The 16,996-nt window shown below is 53.0% G+C and carries 14 protein-coding genes; 11 read left to right on the forward strand and 3 right to left on the reverse strand.

Features of this window, described 5'->3' with window-relative positions; translation table 11 throughout:
* Nucleotides 1-56: 56 nt before the first annotated feature.
* The 5 genes from dnaB to LA337_00315 all read left to right on the forward strand — a co-directional run bounded on the left by dnaB (nt 57) and on the right by LA337_00315 (nt 5,457).
* Nucleotides 57-1,472: a replicative DNA helicase gene (gene dnaB, locus LA337_00295; protein ID UBI16192.1), complete on the forward strand. Its 1,416-nt coding sequence runs from the start codon at nt 57-59 to the stop codon at nt 1,470-1,472.
* A gap of 145 nt (nt 1,473-1,617) precedes the next feature.
* Nucleotides 1,618-2,697 (forward strand): alanine racemase, encoded by a 1,080-nt coding sequence (alr, locus tag LA337_00300; protein ID UBI16193.1) that lies wholly within the window; start codon nt 1,618-1,620, stop codon nt 2,695-2,697.
* A 128-nt stretch (nt 2,698-2,825) separates the two neighbouring features.
* Nucleotides 2,826-4,019 (forward strand): aromatic amino acid transaminase, encoded by a 1,194-nt coding sequence (gene tyrB, locus LA337_00305; GenBank protein UBI16194.1) that lies wholly within the window; start codon nt 2,826-2,828, stop codon nt 4,017-4,019.
* 247 nt (nt 4,020-4,266) lie between these two features.
* Nucleotides 4,267-4,980 carry an acid phosphatase AphA gene (gene aphA / locus LA337_00310; protein ID UBI16195.1) on the forward strand — a complete coding sequence of 238 codons (714 nt, stop codon included), beginning with the start codon at nt 4,267-4,269 and terminating at the stop codon, nt 4,978-4,980.
* 120 nt (nt 4,981-5,100) lie between these two features.
* Nucleotides 5,101-5,457, forward strand: coding sequence for an MmcQ/YjbR family DNA-binding protein (locus tag LA337_00315; GenBank protein ID UBI16196.1), 357 nt, complete (start codon nt 5,101-5,103; stop codon nt 5,455-5,457).
* A gap of 85 nt (nt 5,458-5,542) precedes the next feature.
* Here LA337_00315 and uvrA read toward each other — a convergent pair whose 3' ends face one another.
* On the reverse strand, nt 5,543-8,365 hold the full coding sequence (gene uvrA, locus LA337_00320) for an excinuclease ABC subunit UvrA (protein ID UBI16197.1): 2,823 nt from the start codon (nt 8,363-8,365) through the stop codon (nt 5,543-5,545).
* Between the two features lie 251 nt (nt 8,366-8,616).
* Between uvrA and ssb1 the strand changes: the two genes are divergently transcribed.
* On the forward strand, nt 8,617-9,141 hold the full coding sequence (gene ssb1 / locus LA337_00325) for a single-stranded DNA-binding protein SSB1 (GenBank protein ID UBI16198.1): 525 nt from the start codon (nt 8,617-8,619) through the stop codon (nt 9,139-9,141).
* A 66-nt stretch (nt 9,142-9,207) separates the two neighbouring features.
* On the opposite strand, the gene LA337_00330 is transcribed toward ssb1, so the two are convergent.
* A complete protein-coding gene (locus LA337_00330) occupies nt 9,208-9,489 on the reverse strand; it encodes a YjcB family protein (protein UBI16199.1) in 282 nt (93 codons plus the stop codon).
* A gap of 551 nt (nt 9,490-10,040) precedes the next feature.
* Here LA337_00330 and LA337_00335 point away from each other — a divergent pair.
* Nucleotides 10,041-11,627, forward strand: coding sequence for an EAL domain-containing protein (locus LA337_00335; protein UBI16200.1), 1,587 nt, complete (start codon nt 10,041-10,043; stop codon nt 11,625-11,627).
* Nucleotides 11,628-11,629: 2 nt separating this feature from the next.
* Here the strand turns inward: LA337_00335 and soxS are convergent, their stop codons facing one another.
* Entirely contained in the window at nt 11,630-11,953 is a 324-nt protein-coding gene (soxS, locus tag LA337_00340; GenBank protein ID UBI16201.1) for a superoxide response transcriptional regulator SoxS, read from the reverse strand.
* Between the two features lie 86 nt (nt 11,954-12,039).
* On the opposite strand from soxS, the gene soxR reads away from it, so the two are divergent.
* The 4 genes from soxR to LA337_00360 all read left to right on the forward strand — a co-directional run bounded on the left by soxR (nt 12,040) and on the right by LA337_00360 (nt 16,964).
* On the forward strand, nt 12,040-12,498 hold the full coding sequence (soxR, locus tag LA337_00345) for a redox-sensitive transcriptional activator SoxR (GenBank protein UBI16202.1): 459 nt from the start codon (nt 12,040-12,042) through the stop codon (nt 12,496-12,498).
* 599 nt (nt 12,499-13,097) lie between these two features.
* The gene (gene ghxP, locus LA337_00350) at nt 13,098-14,447 is read left to right on the forward strand and encodes a guanine/hypoxanthine transporter GhxP (protein UBI16203.1); all 1,350 of its coding nucleotides are present in this window, start codon (nt 13,098-13,100) and stop codon (nt 14,445-14,447) included.
* A gap of 156 nt (nt 14,448-14,603) precedes the next feature.
* Entirely contained in the window at nt 14,604-16,250 is a 1,647-nt protein-coding gene (locus tag LA337_00355; protein ID UBI16204.1) for a Na+/H+ antiporter, read from the forward strand.
* A 222-nt stretch (nt 16,251-16,472) separates the two neighbouring features.
* Nucleotides 16,473-16,964, forward strand: a complete 492-nt coding sequence (locus tag LA337_00360; GenBank protein ID UBI16205.1) for a transposase — start codon at nt 16,473-16,475, stop codon at nt 16,962-16,964.
* Nucleotides 16,965-16,996: the final 32 nt, after the last annotated feature.

Here is a 16,996-nt window from a genome sequence, read left to right on the forward strand (position 1 = left end):
CAAAAGAAATGTGGTAATCTTTCGACCCAATCATTATCTCGGTAACTCCATTCACTATGGCAGGAAATAAACCCTTCAACAAACAACAGACTGATGCTCGTGAGCGCGATCCCCAGGTCGCCGGGCTGAAAGTACCGCCGCACTCGATTGAAGCGGAACAGTCGGTGTTGGGCGGTTTAATGCTGGATAACGAACGCTGGGACGATGTCGCCGAGCGTGTGGTGGCGGAGGATTTTTATACCCGACCGCACCGGCATATCTTCACGGAAATGCATCGCCTGCAGGAGATGGGAAAACCCATCGATCTGATCACGCTCGCTGAATCGCTGGAGGTTCAGGGGCAACTGGACAGCGTCGGCGGTTTTGCTTATCTGGCTGAGTTATCTAAAAATACGCCAAGTGCGGCGAATATTAGCGCTTATGCTGATATTGTCCGAGAACGTGCAGTTGTTCGTGACATGATTTCGGTCGCGAATGAAATCGCGGAAGCTGGGTTTGATCCACAAGGCCGTTCCAGTGAAGATCTGCTGGACCTTGCGGAATCCCGCGTCTTTAAAATTGCAGAAAGCCGCGCCAACAAAGACGAAGGGCCGAAAAATATCACCGATGTGCTCGACGCAACCGTCGCGCGTATCGAGCAGTTATTCCAGCAGCCGCACGACGGCGTCACCGGAGTAAACACCGGTTATGACGACCTCAATAAAAAGACGGCTGGTTTGCAGCCGTCAGACTTAATTATTGTCGCTGCGCGTCCGTCGATGGGTAAAACGACATTTGCAATGAACCTCGTCGAAAATGCGGCGATGTTGCAGGATAAGCCGGTTCTTATCTTCAGTCTTGAAATGCCCTCAGAACAGATCATGATGCGTTCCCTGGCCTCGCTCTCACGCGTAGACCAAACCAAAATTCGTACTGGTCAACTGGATGATGAGGACTGGGCGCGAATTTCCGGAACAATGGGTATTTTGCTGGAGAAACGAAACATCTATATTGATGACTCCTCCGGCCTGACGCCAACGGAAGTGCGCTCGCGTGCTCGTCGTATCGCCCGTGAACACGGCGGCATCGGACTTATCATGATCGACTACCTGCAGCTGATGCGTGTGCCGTCGCTCTCCGACAACCGTACGCTGGAAATTGCAGAAATCTCCCGCTCGCTGAAAGCGTTAGCGAAAGAACTGCATGTGCCGGTGGTGGCGCTGTCGCAGCTTAACCGCTCTCTGGAACAGCGCGCCGACAAGCGCCCGGTTAACTCGGATCTGCGTGAGTCCGGCTCCATCGAGCAGGATGCCGACTTAATCATGTTTATTTATCGTGATGAGGTTTATCACGAAAACAGCGACCTGAAAGGGATCGCGGAAATCATTATTGGTAAGCAACGTAACGGCCCGATCGGCACAGTGCGCCTGACGTTTAACGGTCAGTGGTCGCGCTTCGATAACTATGCGGGCCCACAATACGACGACGAATAAATCTCCGTCATCCTTCATGCTGCAGATGCGTTGACTACGCCCGTTCATCCCGGTCACTTAGTTTACTGAGCTTCCGGGGATTCTCAGGCTTGTCGCCCTCCAGCAACACGAATGATTTAGAAGATTCTTTTATAAAGGAATACAAATGCAAGCGGCAACTGTAGTCATTAACCGCCGCGCTCTGCGACACAACCTGCAACGTCTGCGTGAACTGGCTCCCGCCAGCAAACTGGTTGCGGTCGTGAAAGCGAACGCCTACGGCCATGGTCTGTTAGAGACCGCGCGAACGCTCCCCGATGCGGACGCTTTTGGTGTCGCTCGTCTTGAAGAAGCCCTGCGCTTGCGAGCGGGAGGGATCACGCAGCCCATCCTGCTGCTGGAGGGATTTTTTGATGCCTCCGATCTGCCGACTATTTCCGCGCAGCGTCTGCATACTGCTGTCCATAACCAGGAGCAACTTGACGCTCTGGAAGCCGCTGAACTGGCTGAACCTGTCACCGTCTGGATGAAGCTCGACACGGGAATGCACCGCCTGGGCGTGCGTCCTGAGCAGGCCGAGGCGTTTTATCAGCGCTTAACGCAATGTGAAAACGTGCGCCAGCCGGTCAATATCGTCAGCCACTTTGCACGTGCGGACGAGCCTGAATGTGGCGCGACCGAAAAACAGCTCGATATCTTCAATAGTTTTTGCGCAGGCAAACCGGGGCAGCGTTCGATTGCCGCGTCGGGGGGGATTTTGCTGTGGCCGCAGTCTCACTTCGACTGGGCGCGTCCGGGGCTGATTTTGTATGGCGTATCGCCGTTGGAAAACCACTCTATCGGCGCCGATTTTGGCTGCCAGCCGGTGATGTCGCTGACCTCCAGCCTGATTGCGGTGCGTGAGCACAAAGCGGGCGAACCGGTTGGATACGGTGGAACCTGGCTGAGCGAGCGCGACACGCGTCTGGGCGTGGTGGCGATGGGCTATGGCGATGGTTATCCGCGCGCAGCGCCGTCCGGGACGCCAGTCCTGGTTAATGGCCGTGAAGTACCTATCGTCGGTCGCGTCGCGATGGATATGATCTGCGTCGATTTAGGCCCCGAGGCGCAGGACAAAGCGGGTGATTCGGTGATTCTGTGGGGCGAGGGCCTGCCCGTTGAACGCATTGCTGAAATGACGAAAGTAAGTGCTTACGAACTTATTACGCGCCTGACCTCAAGGGTGGCGATGAAGTATATCGATTAACAGCATGAAGTGCCGGACAGGCGGTGACGCCGCCTTCCGGCAATATTCCTCTCAACATCCTCTCGATCTTCTCCCGCTTCCGGTTTATTGTGTTCTTAACCCCTGCCTGTAAACCTGGAGAACCACACGTGTTTCAAAAAGTTGACGCCTACGCCGGCGACCCGATTTTATCGCTCATGGAGCGTTTCAAAGAAGATTCACGTAGCGACAAAGTGAACCTCAGTATCGGCCTGTATTACAACGAAGACGGCATTATTCCTCAGCTTAAAGCGGTGGCGGAAGCCGAAGTCCGACTTAATGCCAAACCGCATGGCGCTTCGCTGTATCTGCCGATGGAAGGTCTGAACACGTATCGCCATACTATTGCGCCGCTGCTGTTTGGCGCAGATCATCCGGTTCTCCAGCAGCAGCGCGTCGCAACGATTCAGACGCTGGGCGGCTCCGGCGCGCTAAAAGTTGGCGCAGACTTCCTGAAACGCTATTTCCCTGATTCTGGCGTGTGGGTCAGCGACCCGACCTGGGAAAACCACATCGCGATTTTTGAAGGCGCAGGGTTCGAAGTAGGTACTTACCCCTGGTATGACGACACGACCAACGGTGTGCGTTTCAACGACCTGCTGACCACGCTGAATACCTTACCGGCGCGCAGCATCGTACTGCTGCATCCGTGCTGCCATAACCCGACGGGGGCGGATTTAACTCCCGCGCAGTGGGATGGCGTCATAGAGATCCTGAAAGCACGCGATCTGATCCCATTCCTGGATATTGCTTACCAGGGTTTCGGCGGTGGAATGGAAGACGATGCCTATGCGATCCGCGCCATTGCCAGTGCCGGATTGCCTGCTCTGGTCAGCAACTCATTCTCGAAGATTTTCTCTTTGTACGGCGAGCGTGTCGGCGGACTGTCAGTAGTATGTGAAGACGCTGATGCCGCCAGCCGCGTTTTAGGGCAGCTAAAAGCGACGGTGCGCCGTAACTACTCCAGCCCGCCAAACTTTGGTGCGCAGGTGGTTGCCGCGGTGTTGGGGGATGACGCGCTGAAAGCTAACTGGCTGGCGGAAGTCGAAGAGATGCGTACCCGCATTCTGGCGATGCGCCAGGAGCTGGTTAAGGTATTAAATGCGGAGATCCCTGGTCGCAACTTTGATTACCTGCTGCAACAACGCGGAATGTTCAGCTATACCGGGCTTAGCGCCGCTCAGGTCGATCGCCTGCGCGATGAGTTCGGTGTGTACCTGATAGCCAGCGGTCGTATGTGCGTGGCCGGGCTGAATCACGGTAACGTGCAGCGCGTGGCGAAGGCATTTGCCGCCGTCATGTAATTGGCTTTGTGTGTTGCCGGATGGCGGCGTGAACGCCTTATCCGGCCTACAAATGGATATGGATTTTCGTTTGTAGGCCGATAAGTGTAGTGCCATCAGGCGCACTTTCCTGTGTGATCGTGCTCCTTTTCCAGGACAAAACCAGAGAAAATCCTTCCTTTCCCTTCTCCTAAGGGGTAAGGTCAGATAGTTTTTTGACCAGTTGTTAATAAAAAAATGATAACTAACTGACTACTTAGGGAAAAATATGCGCAAGTTTACGTTGGCACTGAGTGCCGTTTGTTTATTGTTCACGCTAAATCAGCCAGCCCAGGCGTTAGTTTCCTCTCCCTCTCAGCTTAATCCAGGCACCAACGTTGCAAAACTCGCTGAGCAGGCACCCATTCACTGGGTCTCCGTGGCACAAATTGAAAACAGTCTGACCGGACGCCCGCCGATGGCCGTCGGGTTTGATATTGATGACACCGTCCTCTTTTCCAGCCCTGGCTTCTGGCGCGGTAAAAAAACGTATTCCCCGGATAGTGAGGATTACCTGAAGAATCCGGCTTTCTGGGAAAAAATGAACAATGGCTGGGACGAATTCAGCATTCCAAAAGAGGTCGCTCGTCAGCTGATTGACATGCACGTGCGTCGCGGCGACAGCATTTTTTTCGTAACCGGGCGTAGCCAGACGAAAACGGAAACCGTGTCGAAAACGCTGTCCGATAACTTTCACATCCCGGCTGGTAATATGAATCCAGTCATTTTTGCCGGTGATAAGCCGGGTCAGAACACCAAAACGCAGTGGCTGCAGGATAAAAATGTCCGCATGTTCTACGGTGACTCTGATAATGACATCACCGCCGCTCGCGACGTAGGTATTCGCGGTATTCGTATTTTGCGCGCCTCTAATTCCACGTATAAACCGCTGCCGCAGGCCGGTGCGTTTGGTGAAGAGGTGATCGTCAACTCGGAGTACTGAGACCATCGATTGCTGGTTTTTTAAACAAATTTACGTTCACGGCTTTTACCTTTTGCGGACTTGCTGCACACTGAATAAAAGATGTTCTCATTAGGCAATATGCTGGTAAGGGGAATAAAGATGACGAATTCGGAGTTGCTGCAATACTGCATGGCAAAAACGGGCGCGGAGCAGAGCGTTCACAGTGACTGGAAGGCCACCCAGATCAAAGTCGAAGATGTGCTCTTTGCCATGGTAAAAGAGGTGGAAGAACGCCCTGCGGTGTCTCTGAAAACCAGCCCGGAGCTGGCAGAGTTGTTACGTCAGCAGCATAGCGATGTACGACCAAGCCGACATCTCAATAAAGCGCACTGGAGTACGGTGTATCTGGATGGCTCGCTGCCGGATTCGCAAATCTACTATCTGGTAGACGCCTCCTATCAGCAGGCCGTCAACACGCTGCCGGAAGATAAACGCCGGATACTGGCGCAGCCCTGATCCGTTTCGCCGGATGCGGCGCAAGCGCCTTATCCGGCCTACAAGCAATTATGCATATTCTGTAGGCCAGACAAGTGTTGCGCAATTACAACAACGGTTTGAGGAAGCGTGCCGTGTGTGAGGCTTCACACTCAGCGACCGTTTCTGGCGTACCGGAGACGAGAATTTCTCCACCGCCGCTTCCGCCTTCCGGACCAAGATCGACAATCCAGTCTGCGGTCTTAATCACGTCCAGATTGTGCTCAATCACCACGATGGTGTTGCCCTGATCCCGGAGCTGGTGCAGCACGTCCAGTAGTTGCTGAATATCCGCAAAATGCAGACCGGTGGTCGGTTCGTCGAGAATATACAGCGTTTGCCCGGTACCGCGTTTGGAGAGCTCGCGCGCCAGCTTCACGCGCTGCGCCTCACCGCCTGAGAGCGTGGTAGCGGACTGACCCAGTCGAATGTACGTCAGGCCAACGTCCATCAGCGTTTGCAGCTTACGCGCCAGCGCCGGAACGGCATCGAAGAACTCACGCGCTTCTTCAATGGTCATATCCAGCACTTCGTGAATGGTCTTGCCCTTGTACTTAATCTCCAGCGTTTCGCGGTTATAGCGCTTGCCTTTGCACTGATCGCACGGCACATAGATATCCGGCAGAAAGTGCATTTCGACTTTGATCACCCCGTCGCCCTGACAGGCTTCACAGCGTCCGCCGCGAACGTTAAAGCTGAAACGACCCGGCGTATAACCGCGCGCACGCGATTCCGGGACACCGGCAAACAGTTCGCGCACTGGCGTAAACACGCCGGTGTAGGTCGCCGGGTTAGAGCGCGGCGTACGGCCAATCGGGCTTTGGTCAATGTCGATCACTTTGTCGAAATGTTCCAGACCCTGAACGTCGCGATATGGCGCAGGTTCAGCCAGCGTAGCGCCGTTCAGCGCTGTCTGCGCAATCGGGAACAGCGTGTCGTTAATCAGCGTCGATTTACCCGAACCGGAAACCCCGGTAATGCAGGTAAATAAACCAACCGGCAGCGTCAGGGTGACATCTTTCAGGTTGTTGCCGCGCGCGCCGGTGAGCTTCAGCACTTTTTCCGGATCGGCTGCCACGCGCTGTTTCGGTACTTCAATTTTGCGCTTACCGCTCATGTACTGGCCGGTCAGCGACTCAGGCACCGCCATGATATCTTTCAGCGTACCTTCGGCAACCACCTGGCCGCCGTGAACGCCAGCACCGGGACCGATATCGATAACGTGGTCAGCGGCGCGAATCGCGTCTTCATCGTGCTCGACCACAATAACCGTATTACCCAGATTACGCAGGTGGATAAGCGTACCCAGCAGACGTTCGTTATCGCGCTGATGCAGACCAATAGACGGCTCATCCAGTACGTACATTACGCCGACCAGACCTGCGCCGATCTGGCTTGCCAGACGAATTCGCTGGGCTTCGCCGCCGGAGAGCGTTTCCGCTGAACGCGACAGCGTCAGGTAGTTGAGGCCGACGTTGACCAGGAATTTCAGACGATCGCCAATCTCTTTAAGAATTTTTTCTGCAATTTTCGCCCGCTGACCCGCAAGCTTCAGATTGTTGAAGAAATCCATCGCATGACCGATGCTCATGTCGGAAATCGCGGGCAGCGGCGTATTTTCAACAAATACGTGGCGGGCTTCCCGGCGTAAACGCGTCCCTTCACAGCTGGCGCATGGTCGGTTGCTGATGAATTTGGCGAGTTCTTCACGTACCGCGCTGGACTCCGTCTCTTTATAACGACGCTCCATGTTGTGCAATACGCCTTCAAACGGATGGCGACGTACGGATGTATCGCCGCGATCGTTCATATATTTAAATTCGATATTCTCTTTACCGGAACCGTACAGCACCACTTTATGCACGGCAGGGTTGAGGCTGGCCCATGGGGCTTCGACGTCGAACTTATAGTGTTCCGCCAGTGACTTAAGCATCTGGAAGTAATAGAAGTTACGACGATCCCAGCCGCGGATAGCACCGCCGGCCAGCGACAGTTCCGGATTTTGGATCACCCGGTCAGGATCGAAATACTGCTGCACGCCGAGACCGTCACAGGTCGGGCATGCGCCAGCCGGGTTATTAAACGAGAACAGACGAGGTTCCAGTTCGCGCATGCTGTAGCCGCAGATCGGGCAGGCGAAGTTGGCGGAGAACAGCAGTTCTTCCGCTTTTGGATCGTCCATATCGGCGACCACCGCCGTACCTCCGGACAGTTCCAGCGCGGTTTCAAAGGATTCCGCCAGGCGCTGGGTGAGATCGTCGCGTACTTTAAAGCGGTCAATCACCACTTCAATCGTGTGTTTCTTTTGCAACTCAAGCTTGGGCGGATCGGAAAGGTCGCACACTTCACCATCGATACGGGCGCGGATATAGCCCTGGCCTGCCAGGTTTTCCAGCGTTTTGGTGTGCTCCCCTTTACGCTCTTTAATTACCGGCGCCAGTAGCATCAGACGCTTGCCTTCCGGCTGCGACAGGACGTTGTCCACCATCTGGCTAACGGTTTGCGCCGCCAGGGGGACGTCGTGATCCGGGCAGCGCGGCTCGCCAACGCGGGCAAACAGCAGGCGCAGATAGTCGTGAATTTCGGTAATGGTACCTACCGTGGATCGCGGGTTGTGGGACGTCGATTTTTGTTCAATTGAGATGGCGGGAGACAGCCCCTCAATGTGGTCGACATCCGGCTTTTCCATCAGCGACAGAAACTGACGCGCGTACGCGGAAAGGGATTCAACGTAACGACGCTGCCCTTCGGCATACAAGGTGTCGAAAGCGAGCGAAGATTTGCCTGAGCCCGAAAGCCCGGTGACGACAATCAGCTTGTCGCGCGGGATGACGAGGTTGATGTTTTTGAGATTATGGGTGCGGGCGCCCCGAACTTCGATCTTATCCATTCATCTTTCCCGGATTAAACGCTTTTTTGCCTGGCTGCATGGTGCTACCGGCGATCACAAACGGTTAATTATGACACAACCTGACCTGAATGGATATACAGTATTGGAATGCAAAACGCAGATGCCTGTGCAACAATGTCCGTCCGGGGTTGTTTACTGGAATCGATCTCGCAACGTAGTAAAAGCGCTATTGGAAATGCTACAATCCCGCGCTTACACTTATTCAGTAACGTTTTTCAGGAGACACGATCATGGCCAGCAGAGGCGTAAACAAGGTGATTCTCGTCGGTAATCTGGGCCAGGACCCGGAAGTACGCTATATGCCGAATGGTGGCGCAGTCGCCAACATTACGCTGGCTACTTCCGAATCCTGGCGTGATAAAGCGACCGGCGAAATGAAAGAGCAGACTGAATGGCACCGTGTTGTGCTGTTTGGCAAACTGGCTGAAGTGGCCAGCGAATATCTGCGTAAAGGTTCCCAGGTCTATATCGAAGGTCAGCTGCGTACCCGCAAATGGACCGACCAATCCGGCGTAGAAAAGTACACCACTGAAGTTGTGGTGAACGTTGGCGGCACCATGCAAATGCTGGGCGGTCGTCAGGGTGGTGGTGCTCCGGCAGGTGGCGGCCAGCAGCAGGGTGGTTGGGGTCAGCCTCAGCAGCCTCAGGGCGGCAATCAGTTCAGCGGCGGCGCGCAGTCTCGTCCGCAGCAGTCAGCTCCGGCGGCGCCTTCTAACGAGCCGCCGATGGATTTCGACGACGATATTCCGTTCTAATCCCTCTGCATTTCGCTGACAATTATGGCTACCTCAGGATTGGGGTAGCCATATGCAATTCCGTTATTAGTTCAACACCATCGGCCAGTCTGGCGGTGTATGGCTCATCACTTCAACCATCACGGTTTCAATGTTCTTCCAGATTGCGGACATATCCACCAGGGTTATGCCGAGTAATCCGGTTGCAAACCAGCAGGCAAAAACCAGCCCTAAACCGCTGCTAATGACGGCCAGGCCAATATAATCTGATTTACGAAAACGGATATTGAGCGTACTGGCTAAAAACATCAGCACCGCGCTGAGTAATTGCCACCGCAGTAGAACCACACCAGTTGTTATCGTTGCCATGAAAAACGTCCTCAGAAAGTCTGGATGCCCAGGACAGCGCGGGGGTGTTCACCGAGGGTGTAGTACTCTGGCTATCGACGGGCAATAACATGAATGAAACATTGTTTCTGTTACATAATTTTTGTGAACTATATCACATATGCTCGTTTGTTCACCAGTACTGGACGTGATTTTTGCAGGATGAAAACCCTGTTTACTGTGTGGTTATATTCAACCAGGTAATGATACTAAATAACCAATCTTAAAGGTGCATTTACATTACCTGTTTAATTTATCCTAAATTAATCGTTAAAAAAATTTAATGAATTTCTTAAATCTTACCAGGATAATGCTCATAAAAAATTACTCCTTGGGGATAATAACGTTATGAAATAAGCATAACTTTAAGTTTGCCTTACGGAAAAATAATATCATCATCAACTATTATCAGACTTTTACATAGAGAAGTCTGTTGCTAATACTGATAGATTCATGCAACTTAATCAGTCGGTGTTTATTGCATCTTGCCTTAATGGGTTCTGGCATATACGAAACAGGGAAATTGGGCTGACATGAATCACAGTGCGCGTCGCAAGATGCTGAAGTTCCTGGGAACATTCATGGTGGTATTGCTCCCCGTGGTACTGGCGTTATGGTTTGCTCAAATCAGGGCAATGTCCGAAACCCGTAATCAACTTCGTTCTTTTGCTCAACTGGTGTTAAATAAAACTGAACTGGTGATCCAACAAGCCGATTTAGCGCGTGATATGGCCCAGTTGTATCAGGGTAAGATGTGTACCCCGGCACATCAGAAAAATATGCTAAATATTATTCGTGGCCGTTTATATATCAGCGAGCTAATTTATGCGCAGGGCGATCATTTTTTGTGCTCTACGTCGATGGTGCCGCCTGTCACCTATATTATGCCGACCGCCGACTATAAACGTACGCCGGACGTCTCCATCTATTACTATCGCGATACCCCCTTTTTCGCTGGCTACCGAATGACGTATATGCAACGTGGAAACTACGTTGTCGTCATCAACCCATTATCATACAGCGAAGTCATGTCAGAGGATCCGGATCTGTCCTGGGGCGTGTACGACACGGTAACGGACACCTTTTTCTCTGCCAGCGAAGGGGCGCATATTGCGCAATTACTGCCATTGGTGCGCGGTGAAGCCTCTACCTTCCAACTGGACGATCGCTTCTATACCATCGTGCATTCAGAAAAACGTCCGATTGCGATTATTGCCTCGACCTCAGATAAACGCATAAATTCGATTTTCTATCACGAGGCTGCAGTAACGATTCCTTTCGGGGTCATCTGCAGCATCCTGATGCTGTTAATATGGTGGCGCACGCGCCAGGAATACTTATCTCCTCGCCGCTTGTTAAAACGCGCAATCAAAAAACGTCAACTGCGTCTGCACTACCAGCCGATCATTGATATCAAAAACGGTCAGTGCGTTGGGGCTGAGGCTCTGCTGCGCTGGCCTGGCGGTAATGGTGAAGTGATGAGCCCGACCGAGTTTATTCCGCTGGCTGAACAAGAGGGAATGATTGAGCGGATCACGGATTATGTAGTTGAAGAGGTGTTCAACGATTTAGGATACTTTCTTGCCGCGCATCCTCAACTTTATATCTCGATAAATCTCTCGGCTTCTGACTTTCATTCATCCCGACTCATTGCCCTGATTACCGACAAAAACCGTGAGTACTCTGTGGCGCCCCGGCAAATTAAAGTCGAGGTAACGGAGCGCGGGTTTATTGATATAGATAAAATGACCCCGGTAATCCAGGCGTTTCGCCAGGCGGGTTATGAAGTGGCGTTTGATGATTTTGGCACGGGATATTCCAATCTACATAATTTATCCGCGTTGAATATCGATATCCTGAAGATCGACAAATCGTTTATTAGCACACTGTCCACTAACAGCACCAGTCACCTGATTGCCGAACATATCATCGAAATGGCGCAAAGCTTACATCTGAAGATGATTGCGGAAGGGGTAGAGACGAGTGAGCAAATCGAGTGGCTGCGCGAACACGGCGTACAGTATTGTCAGGGCTGGTATTTCGCGAAAGCACTGCCGTCGCAGGAGTTCATGCAGTGGATACAACGGTCGCCCGCTATACTGACGCAGAGCGGGCAATAATCTTACAGGCGATGGCGGTAATCGCTGGGGGTACGATCAAACTCGCGGCGAAACACGCGCGAGAAGGTTTGTTGCGATACATAACCAAGATCCATCGCGATATCGAAAATAGGTCGCTCAGTCGTTCGCAGTTCAACAGCGGCCAGTAAAAGTCGACGCTGACGGATGTAGTCACCCAACGTCTGGCGCATCACCGTGCGGAACATTCTCTGTAAATACCACTTCGAGTAACCTGATTTTTTCGCCACCGCCTCAATGTTCAGCGGCTGATCGATATGGTCGTCAATCCATTCAATAAGGGTCTGAATAATCTGCTGATGGGACATAGGGCTGCCTCTTTCTCAGTATTCGATTCGTCGTTTTGTCTGCGGGCGAGTATAATTCCTCAAGTTAACTTGAGGTAAAGCGATTTATGGAAAAGAAATTACCCCGGATAAAAGCGCTCCTCACGCCAGGTGAAGTCGCCAGGCGTAGCGGCGTGGCGGTATCAACCCTGCATTTCTATGAAAGCAAAGGGTTAATCAGCAGTATGCGCAATAGCGGCAATCAGCGCCGATATAAACGTGATGTGTTGCGTTATGTGGCGATTATCAAGATTGCTCAACGCATCGGGATCCCTCTGGCCACGATCGGTGACGCGCTCGGCGTATTACCTGAAGGACATTCACTCAGTGCTAAAGAGTGGAAGCAACTCTCTTCGCAATGGCGTGAAGAGTTGGACCGACGCATTCATACTTTGGTGGCGCTACGCGATGAGCTGGATGGGTGTATTGGTTGCGGTTGTTTGTCACGCAGTGATTGCCCGTTGCGTAACCCTGGCGATCAGCTTGGCGAGCAGGGGACCGGGGCGCGCCTGCTGGAAGATGATTGATTGGTTCAAAAATGTGACGGGTATAAAACTAAAGCGCCACAGAGGGCGCTTTAGTTTGGTTCCGGTCTTTGTCTTTCACTCTATCCCGCTGGTTCACGGGAGGGTTTCCCCCGACATCAACACCCCTCGGTCGAGCACATTAGGGGAGGTTCCGGCCTGTGTTGATAATGTAAGTGTAAGCCACCTCTCTCCATTTGCCAGTGAAATGCTGTTTTTTTAGCCAAAAAATTTTCCGCATCTTCACCGATTTTCTTGCGCAAGTTTGCGCGAAAAAGGAACTCCGATGTTGTAATAACTCCGCGAAATTTGTTGCCAGATTGCGCATTGACGATAACGTTTGCGCATCGACTGATTATTTATTGCGCGTTATAAGAAGAAATGAGTAAAAAGCGGCAAAGTTCAGTTGAAAACCAGCGTATGATCGCTGGATAATCGTTTGCTTTTTTTTACCACCCGTTTTTTATGCGCGGAGCTAAACGTTTGCTTTTTTGCGACACCCCTATTGACGCAAACCTGGCACATGGAGAAAACGTTTAGCAGGCAGTGGATTGTCCAGCACGCATAATGACGAAAAAATAAACTCTCAGGGGATGTTTTCTATGTCTACGCCTTCAGCGCGTACCGGCGGTTCACTCGACGCCTGGTTTAAAATTTCGCTTCGCGGCAGTACCGTTCGTCAGGAAGTCGTTGCCGGATTAACGACGTTCCTGGCCATGGTTTACTCCGTTATCGTGGTTCCGGGGATGCTGGGTAAAGCCGGATTCCCGCCTGCCGCCGTATTTGTGGCGACCTGTCTGGTCGCGGGCGTCGGTTCTATTGTGATGGGCCTGTGGGCAAACCTGCCGCTGGCAATTGGCTGCGCCATTTCTCTGACGGCGTTTACCGCATTCAGCCTGGTGCTGGGGCAGCATATCAGCGTGCCCGTTGCGCTGGGCGCAGTGTTCCTGATGGGTGTCCTGTTTACCATTATTTCCGCGACCGGTATTCGTAGCTGGATCCTGCGCAATCTGCCGCAAGGTGTTGCGCACGGTACGGGGATTGGTATCGGCCTGTTCCTGCTGCTGATTGCGGCAAACGGTGTTGGTCTGGTGATTAAGAACCCGCTGGACGGCCTGCCGGTTGCGCTGGGCGACTTCGATACCTTCCCGGTGATTATGTCGCTGATTGGTCTGGCGGTGATTATTGGTCTCGAAAAATTGAAAGTGCCGGGCGGCATTCTGCTGACCATTATCGGTATTTCCATCGTCGGCCTGATTTTTGACCCAGCCGTGCATTTCTCCGGTATTTTTGCCATGCCGTCGCTCAGCGACGAGAACGGCAACTCGCTGATTGGCAGCCTGGATATTATGGGCGCACTGAACCCGATCGTACTGCCGAGCGTGCTGGCGCTGGTCATGACCGCTGTCTTCGATGCGACCGGAACCATCCGCGCGGTGGCTGGACAGGCGAACCTGCTGGATAAAGACGGACAGATTATTGATGGCGGCAAAGCGCTGACCACCGACTCACTGAGCAGCGTGTTCTCTGGTCTGGTGGGCGCTGCACCGGCTGCGGTTTATATTGAATCCGCAGCGGGTACGGCGGCAGGCGGTAAAACCGGCCTGACGGCGATCACCGTTGGCGTACTGTTCCTGCTGATCCTGTTCCTTTCTCCGCTCTCTTATCTTGTACCTGTGTACGCAACGGCTCCTGCGCTGATGTATGTGGGTCTGTTGATGCTGAGCAACGTCGCGAAAATCGACTTTGCTGACTTTGTTGACGCTATGGCTGGACTGGTAACAGCCGTATTTATCGTGCTGACCTGTAATATCGTTACCGGCATTATGATTGGCTTTGCTACCCTGGTGATTGGCCGTATCGTCTCTGGCGAATGGCGCAAACTGAACATCGGCACTGTGGTCATCGCCATCGCGCTGGTGGCCTTCTACGCAGGTGGTTGGGCTATCTGATCCTCATCCGCTGAAGATCCTTAAAACGGGTGGCTTTGGCCGCCCGTTTTTATTTTCAGAACACACTCGTTGTCTTTTGCGTTACTCTCAAGTAGATAGAATTAAGGCACGACGCCTTTATCACCAATCATAAGAAACATCGCAAACAGGGAACGCATGGAAATCTTTTTCACCATACTCATCATGACCCTTGTGGTCTCGCTGTCGGGGGTATTTACTCGCGTATTGCCCTTCCAACTCCCTTTACCCCTTATGCAGATCGCCATCGGCGCCTTGCTGGCGTGGCCGACGTTTGGTTTGCATGTGGAATTCGATCCTGAGCTGTTTTTGGTTCTGTTCATCCCGCCGTTGCTCTTTGCTGATGGCTGGAAGACGCCAACGCGTGAGTTTCTCGAGCACGGGCGAGAGATCTTCGGCCTTGCGCTGGCGCTGGTTCTGGTTACGGTGGTCGGGATTGGCTTTATGATTTACTGGCTGGTGCCGGGGATCCCTCTCATCCCGGCCTTTGCGCTGGCCGCCGTTCTGTCGCCAACCGATGCCGTGGCGCTCTCCGGCATTGTGGGGGAGGGACGCATACCGAAGAAAATCATGGGCATCCTGCAGGGCGAAGCGTTGATGAACGATGCGTCCGGCCTGGTCTCGCTGAAATTTGCCGTAGCCGTGGCGATGGGCACGATGGTATTTACCGTCGGCGGCGCGACGGTTGAGTTCTTCAAAGTGGCGATTGGCGGCATCCTGGCCGGTTTTGTCGTCAGTTGGCTGTACGGGCGCTCCCTGCGTTTTCTTAGCCGCTGGGGCGGTGATGAGCCAGCAACGCAAATCGTTCTGCTGTTTCTGCTGCCGTTTGCGTCTTATCTGATTGCGGAACACATTGGTGTTTCAGGCATCCTCGCGGCGGTCGCTGCCGGGATGACGATTACCCGTTCTGGAGTAATGCGCCGTGCGCCGCTGGCGATGCGTTTGCGCGCTAACAGCACCTGGGCGATGCTGGAATTTGTGTTTAACGGCATGGTGTTCTTGCTGTTAGGACTGCAGTTGCCGGGAATTCTGGAGTCATCTTTGGCGGCGGCAGAAGTCGACCCGAACGTTGAAATCTGGATGCTGTTTACCGATATCGTGCTGATTTACGTGGCGCTGATGCTGGTACGTTTTGGCTGGCTGTGGACCATGAAGAAGTTCAGCCTGCGCTTCCTGAAGAAAAAACCGATGGAGTTTGGATCCTGGACGACGCGTGAAATCCTGATAGCCTCCTTTGCGGGGGTGCGTGGGGCTATTACCCTTGCCGGTGTGCTCTCCATTCCGCTGCTGCTACCGGATGGTAGCGGCTTCCCGGCGCGCTATGAGCTGATCTTCCTGGCTGCGGGCGTGATTCTGTTCTCGCTGTTTGTTGGCGTGGTGATGCTGCCGATTCTGCTACAGCATCTGGAAGTGGCAGACCACTCGCAGCAGCAGAAAGAGGAACGTATTGCCCGCGCAGCTACGGCGGAAGTGGCGATTGTCGCCATCCAGAAAATGGAGGAACGTCTGGCTGCGGACAGCGAAGAGAACATCGACAACCAGTTGCTCACCGAGGTGAGTTCACGCGTCATCGGTAACCTGCGTCGACGTGCCGACGGACGCAATGACGTGGAAAGCTCGATGCAGGAAGAAAATCTCGAACGGCGTTTCCGCCTGGCAGCGCTGCGCTCAGAGCGCGCGGAACTTTATCATCTGCGCGCCACGCGGGAAATCAGCAATGAAACGCTGCAAAAACTGCTGCACGATCTGGATTTGCTGGAAGCGCTGTTGATCGAGAACCAGTAAACGAGCGTGCCTGATGCGCTACGCTTATCAGGCCTACAAAACCGGCAACAGCGATGTAGGCCGGATAAGGCGCTAGCCGCATCCGGCGAAGGGTGTGCCAAATGGCGCGCAACTGGCTGCAAGAAATTATTCATCGTGTAATTTGCGAGCGGCTTTCCTGAACGAATCCATCCCTCTTGTCGATTCCCTCTTTTCTCCATACGGTTGAGGAAAGGGGGAAACATGTCCAACTATCGACGAAATTACATTAATGGGGGAACCTGGTTTTTTACGGTAAATCTGCAGGACCGTCGAAGCCATCTTCTGACTGCCAACATTCACGCGCTTCGGTGTGCAATCGCTGCGGTCAAAAAGGTTAGGCCTTTTCGCATTAATGCGTGGGTCGTTTTACCCGAGCATATGCATTGCATATGGACGTTACCTGACAATGATGCGGATTATTCCTCTCGCTGGCGGGAAATTAAGAAGCATTTCACCCACTCATTGTCTTCCCGACATATCTGGCAATCTCGCTTTTGGGAGCACACCATCCGTGATGAACATGATTATCGCCAGCATGTTGATTATATTTACATTAACCCGGTGAAGCACGGCTGGGTAAAACAGGTACAGGACTGGCCTTTTTCAACATTTCATCGTGATGTGATGCATGGTTTGTACCCGCAAGATTGGGCAGGTGAAATCATGGATTTTAATGCGGGTGAACGTGCCTGATGCGCTACGCTTATCAGGTCTACAACACTGGC

Origin of the sequence: Citrobacter europaeus (assembly GCA_020099315.1) — a bacterium.
GTDB lineage: Bacteria > Pseudomonadota > Gammaproteobacteria > Enterobacterales > Enterobacteriaceae > Citrobacter > Citrobacter europaeus.